The 6,475-nt window shown below is 56.1% G+C and carries 4 protein-coding genes; 2 read left to right on the top strand and 2 right to left on the bottom strand.

Translation table 11 applies throughout. The features are described from left to right. Together VGE80_RS16165 and VGE80_RS16160 are read right to left on the bottom strand one after the other, a co-directional pair. Positions 1-1,659: IS1634 family transposase (locus VGE80_RS16165; protein WP_440593386.1), on the bottom strand; the 1,659-nt coding region annotated here is incomplete at its 3' end. Positions 1,660-1,819: 160 nt separating this feature from the next. Further along, complete coding sequence (locus tag VGE80_RS16160; RefSeq protein WP_373652667.1) at positions 1,820-2,896, bottom strand: PIN/TRAM domain-containing protein; 1,077 nt, start codon at positions 2,894-2,896, stop codon at positions 1,820-1,822. A gap of 156 nt (positions 2,897-3,052) precedes the next feature. On the opposite strand from VGE80_RS16160, the gene VGE80_RS16155 reads away from it, so the two are divergent. Then, positions 3,053-5,041: a GTPase gene (locus tag VGE80_RS16155; protein ID WP_440593385.1), complete on the top strand. Its 1,989-nt coding sequence runs from the start codon at positions 3,053-3,055 to the stop codon at positions 5,039-5,041. Between the two features lie 59 nt (positions 5,042-5,100). Continuing rightward, positions 5,101-6,475: serine/threonine-protein kinase (locus tag VGE80_RS16150; protein WP_440593384.1), on the top strand; the 1,375-nt coding region annotated here is incomplete at its 3' end.

The raw sequence follows: 6,475 nt of genomic DNA, 5'->3' as shown, positions 1-6,475 counted from the left end.
GCGGCGTGGTTCGTTGCCCAGTCCAGCTCGCTGACAAAGCTGGGCGAGTGTTTTCCACAGAGCGTACGCGATGAAACACACCAGGATGTGAGCGAGGACTCGATCCTGTTTCTGATGCCAGACCGGGCGAATCGAAAGATCACTTTTGTGAATTCGAAAAGCGGCTTCTGCCTCCGTGAGCTGGATATATGCCTTCCAAAGGTCTTCGTCAGACCAGTCCGAAACATTGGTGCGGAGCAGGTAACAGCCCGCACTCAATGTGGCCCAATTTCGGTTGTCCGTGATCTTTGACCATTCAATTTGAGCGGCACCTTCATCGGTCGAAGTCACCTTCACGGAGAACAGCCGCGCTGCGCGTGTATTCTGGCCCAGCAGGCGACCGATTTCGCGTTCGACCTTTTGCACGTCGCGGTGCTGTTTCTCACAACGAGTCTTCATACGAGAGAGCGCTTCCTCGATTCGCTTCTCGAATTTCTGTGTGATCGCCTCCTCTTTTTTGGAACGTTCACGACTGCGACAGAGGATGAATTTCTCGGGAGACGCATCCGTTGGCTCATCATCGTCGTCGTCCTGAGGCCAGGGAACGATCTTCACTTCCAGCCCATCACGGATACTATGCCAGTTCTCTTTCAGGATCTCTGCTTCGAACTTCTTCAGCATCGATTTTGGAGTGCCAATGATGTAGCGACGGCCGCCATCACGGAGAAACTTGATCCTGTCTTCGCTGACCATGCCGCGATCCATCACCCAGATACGATCACTCTTGCCGTACCGGCGTTCCATTGTTTCCACGACCGTCTCCACCGTCGTGACATCAATCGTATTCCCCTGAAAGACCTCATATCCCAGCGGCATACCGCACCTCGACACGACCAGTCCGATGCAGACTTGTTTGCAATCGCTGCGCTGGTCTCGCGAGTAGCCGCGTTTGGCCAGTTCGAAGTTGGCTTCCCCTTCAAAGTACGTGCTGGTGACGTCGTACAACAGCAGGTCGTACTTCAGGTCGAACAAAGTGCCAAGCCGATTCTTCAGATGGCATTCCAACGCTTCTTTGTGGGGAAGCAAAGCATCCATCGCCCGATATAATCGGCTGTCGTTGAGACGCTCCTCGGGTACTCCCAGAAGATCAGGAAGTGCGGTCTTCGGATACCATTGCTCCGCTGTATGGAGTTCGCTGGAAGGTTCGAGCAGACGCGCAATCATCAGGATCAGCGAACTGATATCCCATCCCACACGTTCTCGCCCCTCAGGGATTGTTCGCTCGAGGAAGGAATCAAGCTGCAAAGTCCGGATCAGATGCAGGGCCAGCCATGGACCGCCAAACTGACGAAGATGTTCCACCCGGACATCTGCGGTATTGACTTCGCCCCACCGTGGTTCTGCGGCCGATTCATCGTCGTCAAATTCAAACCTCAACTGCCGACCGAGAAGTTCCACGGCTCTGGCAGCGATCGGACCGCTTGATGGCGAAGCGGACTCACTCTGCTTCCCAGTTCCGTCTGCAGCTAGTCGAACTCCCAGCCGTCCAGCTTCGTCGAGTTTTCCCAGCCAGGAGACAATCCGCTGGCGTGGTCCAGACGCAGTGCGATAGGACTCGACGAGAGCCCAATACGCCGTACGACGACCGTTTTCCTTTCGAAAATACTGGCGAATGAACATCGCGGCGATTTTATTCGCCGTTTATTCACTGACCAGACACCTTGTTCTCACTACATCGCATCCGGCAAAAAAACATAGGCCTTTTTTGAAAGTCACATCAAAAAACAAGACGAATATTTTTTGGGAAATCCAATTTTTCTGCACTTCTGACGAAGGTGGGTTAGCGAGCTGCGGGGACGTGCGAGTTGAGCAGCCTGCCGAAGATCATCCGACCCGCGCTGTTCTGCAGCATACTTGTCACGATGACATCGATTTCTTTTCCAAGCAGATGGGCAGCCTGTTCGCAAACGACCATTGTGCCGTCGTCGAGGTATCCCACTCCCTGTCCGAACGATTCACCCTCCCGCATGACTTTGATGTGGAGCTGTTCGCCCGGCAGATAGCGCGGCTTGAGGGCATTGGCGACATCGTTCAGATTGATGACGTCCACCCCTTGAACGCTCGCCACCTTGTTCAGGTTGAAATCGTTGGTGACAACACGGCCGCTCATCCGTTTTGCCAGCGAGACGATCCGCTGATCGACGGTGTGGTCCAGATCGTCCTTTTCCCGCACTTCCAGCATCCGCACTTCGACCTTCGGTTTCTGCTGGAGTTTGGTGAGTACGTCGAGTCCGCGACGACCACGCGTGCGTCGATTCTTGTCCTGACTGTCCGCGATGTTCTGTAATTCCTCCAGCACGAAACTGGGCACAATTAATTCGGTATCGAAGATGCTTGTATCCATCACGTCCGAGATTCTGCCGTCAATCAGCGCACTGGTGTCGATGATCAGCGGCCGACCGCCCTTAATCTCTTTGGCGAACTCGACATACGGAATCACAAAGCGGAAGTCGTCTTTCGTCTGCAGCAGGAATGAAATACACATGTAGGGCAGCATGATCCCTGCCATCCCCCCGATCACCCGGGCGTAGGGGTTGTCGCCGGTAATGTTATTTCCTTCGGCATCCCGCTGAACGCCCACACCGATCGAAGTCATGAACGCCTGTGCGGCATATTGCAACTGAAACGCCAGCAGCCATCCAACCAGCAGGCCGAAATAGATGGCCGAAATCACGTCGAGTCGCTTCCGGGGAAACAGAATGTCGATGAACGTGACAATCTGCGTCAACAACATCATCAAGATGAATGACAAAGCGGAGTAGCGACGGATAAACTCCGGAGCCATGGGGTTCTGCACCAAAGCCACGGCGGCTCCCGCACAGATCAGGACGTACGTCACGCGAAGAAATATCAACATCTTGTTAAAACCCCAGTCCGAGGTGTTTCATTTTTATGCTTTTCCCGACAGCGGGCTACAGTATAGAGACCGAATCGCGGTCTCACCAGTACTCAAATCCCATCCCGTTTCAGTAATTGTTTTGTTATTACGACTTTGCGAAGGTAGGCTTTGGCGATGACTAAAGCGTTTTCGTCTTCCCCACTCGTTCCGTCAGCTCGATCCTCGCCGGTTCTGGAGGTCGAGACGGACACGCTCGCCACCTTCGGCTCACTCGTCCAGCGATTGAGCGGAGCGATGACACGACTGGAAGAACTGACCCAGCCGCTGAAACTCCCCCCCCTGGAAGGGCGTGAGTGGTACGATCTGCTGATCCGTAAACTGTTGCCCCAACTTGGAGATAGCACCTATCTGGTGGTGGCGGTCGTGGGGGGCACCAACATCGGCAAGAGCGTCATCTTCAACCATATTGCCGGCTTCCGAGCAAGCGCCAGCAGCCCGCTGGCCTCGGGAACAAAGCATCCTGTCTGTCTCATTCCGGATGGGTTCGACAGTCATCACGACCTCAAAGCCCTGTTTCCCGCTTTTGATCTTCGCCGCTGGGGAGACAGTGAAGAGGCATTGACCAGCCATACGGAACACTGCCTGTTCTGGCGGACAAGTCCGGATGTGCCGGAAAATCTGGTCATCCTGGATACTCCGGATGTCGACAGCGATGCCCCGGTCAACTGGCAGCGCGCCGATGCCGTGCGGCAGGCCGCTGACGTGCTCGTCGCTGTCCTGACCCAGCAGAAATACAACGACGCTGCCGTGAAACAGTTCTTCCGCAAAGCGGCCGAAGAAGACAAGGCGGCGATCGTCGTTTTTAATCAGGTGGAACTCCCCGACGATGAACCTTACTGGCCGTTGTGGCTGAAGACCTTCTGCTCCGAAACAGGACTTCGTCCTGAGTATGTCTATCTCGCCCCTAACGACCGCAAATCCGCAGAGGCGATTGCACTGAATTTTGCAGAGCGTACCTGGCCCTCAGCGACCAATCCGACCGATTCAACCGCCACCTCTTCAGCCGGCCCCGCGGGTCCAAGCACGCCGGTTCGACTGAATCAGGTCCTGTCCCAGCTTCGCTTTACGGAAATCAAGCTGAGAACCCTGCGCGGATCCCTCAAACGACTGGTGGCCCTGGACGACGGAGCACCAGCCTACCTCCAGGAGATTCGCCAGAAGAGTTTGCAATTTCGGGAAGCGGCCACGATCTTTGCCTCCCGTGGTCTGATTCAAAAAACGCATTGGCCAGCACCGCCAAACTCATTGCTGGTCGACGAAATGTGGCGCTGGTGGAATAGCCACAGAGAAGTCTGGACATCCAGCGTGCATGGCGTTTATGCGCACATCGGCCGCTGGGTGAATGGTGGCGTCCGCGTCGTGCGAGACCGAATCTGGGGACAGCCTGTCCCTCCGCTCGACGAATACCGCCGCGCCGAATGGGAGGCGATCGTTCAAGTCCTCGAGCAGGTCTTCAATCAGTTGGATCTGATTACGACGCTCGGCAACGAACTTTTGACCGAACGGCTGGACCGAGTCCTCAGCGGGACGTCACGGGAAACGGTGCTGGAGCGACTTCGAACAGAGCACAACGAGTTCGATTTCGAGAAGCTGGTTCAATCGCTGGTCGAAACGGAACTCTCAGCCCTGCGAACCGATCGAGCACAACTCTTCAACATTATTCGCAACGCCGACCGTGCCGCCGCAATTGTCCGCCCTGTGCTGACAGTGTTGCTCGCATTCGGCGGAGTATTCGGTGCTGAGCACATTCTGGTCAACGCCGCTTCCCAATCGCTCACGCACGTCGCAGTCGATGCGACTGTGGCTGCCGGGACGACAGTTGCCGGGAATGCCGCGGTTGATTCCGCCACGGGGGTTCTGAGCCAGGTGAAGGCCTGGCTCCTTCAGTTGCATCACAAGTTCAAGTTGCGACGTGAAGAATGGCTGACGAACCGACTGAGCGAATACCTGCTGGGGGGACTGGTCGATGAATTGCACGCCGGCGCGATCATTCCGAACTCAGCCGCGTTTCTGGAAGCAGAAGAGCTGATCCGGCAATTCAGTGCCCAGCAAATTCGCCTGCTCGCGGGCAATCCGATTGACGAGACAACTGCCATGCGATGACAATCCGGTACCGGCGGATCCGGTAATGAATTTCATTGCCTTACACGAACGTTCAGACCATGACAGAGCCGCATCGACATCCCGGACCGAACACGAAGCTGTTTACAGCGGCGTTCTGTCCCAATTGTCAGTTCCAGTTTCTGCCTGATAAAGATGCGTCTCCCTGCCCCAGTTGCGGCCAATCGCATCCCGCTCCTGCCGACGACCCGAATAACACGCTGATCCATCATCCCAAAGAATCCTCGGGCCCGACGCGGCGCAGTGGCCCCCGAGCCTCTCAGTTAACCGAAGTTGATCAACTGATCGGACAGAGACTGGGTGTCTACGACTGTGACGCATTGCTGGGTACAGGCGCGATGGGGCGAGTCTACCTCGCACGACACCGCGACCTTCGCCGCAAGTGCGCTCTCAAGATCCTGCCCCCGGCAATGCTGCTGGACGATCCTGCCTTCCTGACCCGTTTTATCAACGAAGGGCAGGCGGCTGCCGCGCTGAATCATCCGAATATCGTCACGGTCCACGCGATCGGTGAGGCACGGGGATACTACTTCATTGAGATGGAATTCGTCGCGGGTCGGTCACTGAGGGAACTGGTGGAGGATGAAGGAGCACAATCGCCGGTCCGCGCTACGGCACTGACCCTGCGCATCGCCGAGGGCCTGGCCGCCGCCCATTCCGCCCACATTCTGCACCGCGATCTCAAGCCCGACAACGTCATGCTGACGCACCAGGGGGTACCAAAAATCACGGATTTTGGTCTGGCCAAACGAGTGATCCTGCACCCCAACGCCGTCGAACAGCAAGAGTTTGTCGGCACCCCGACATTTATGGCCCCCGAGCTGTTTGACCATCAGCCTGCAACCGCCGCCAGTGACGTTTACTCGCTCGGAGTCATTTATTTTTACCTGCTGACCGGCACCTTGCCGTTTCAAGACGACAACATGAGCGAACTGATCCGACAGGTTCGCCACAACCCGCTTCCCAGCTTTCGGTCGTTCCAGGAACCGATTCCGATGGAAATGGCCGAATGTGCAAACATGCTTCTGGCGAAAGCACCCGAGAACCGCCCCAAGACGGGACTGGAGGCGGTGCAATTGCTGCAGGCCATCCTGGGACAGGCCGAAGATATCGAGAGCCTGCTGATCCAGGCCTTCGCGCACCATCCCGAGATTCGCTGGACTCGTGACGGTCAGCGTTATCGGATTAATCTGACATTTGCAAACGGGAGAAGCCAGACGGCTTTTGTCGAAAGAAGTGAACATGCGGCCGCAGACCGGTTGCTGAAGATCTCAAGTATCTGTTGTGCGGCGCTTCCTGTTTATTTTGAGCCGGCTTTGCGGCTGAATGCGGAAATCCTGCATGGAGCACTGGCAATTGCCGAAATCGATCGTGAGCCTGTGTTTGTCATGGTGGATAGCTACCCGCTGGCCACAG

It is taken from the genome of Schlesneria sp. (genome assembly GCF_036405755.1).
GTDB lineage: Bacteria > Planctomycetota > Planctomycetia > Planctomycetales > Planctomycetaceae > Schlesneria > Schlesneria sphaerica.
Note: the sequence above shows the minus strand (reverse complement) of the source record. Positions and strands in the feature narration are given on the sequence as shown.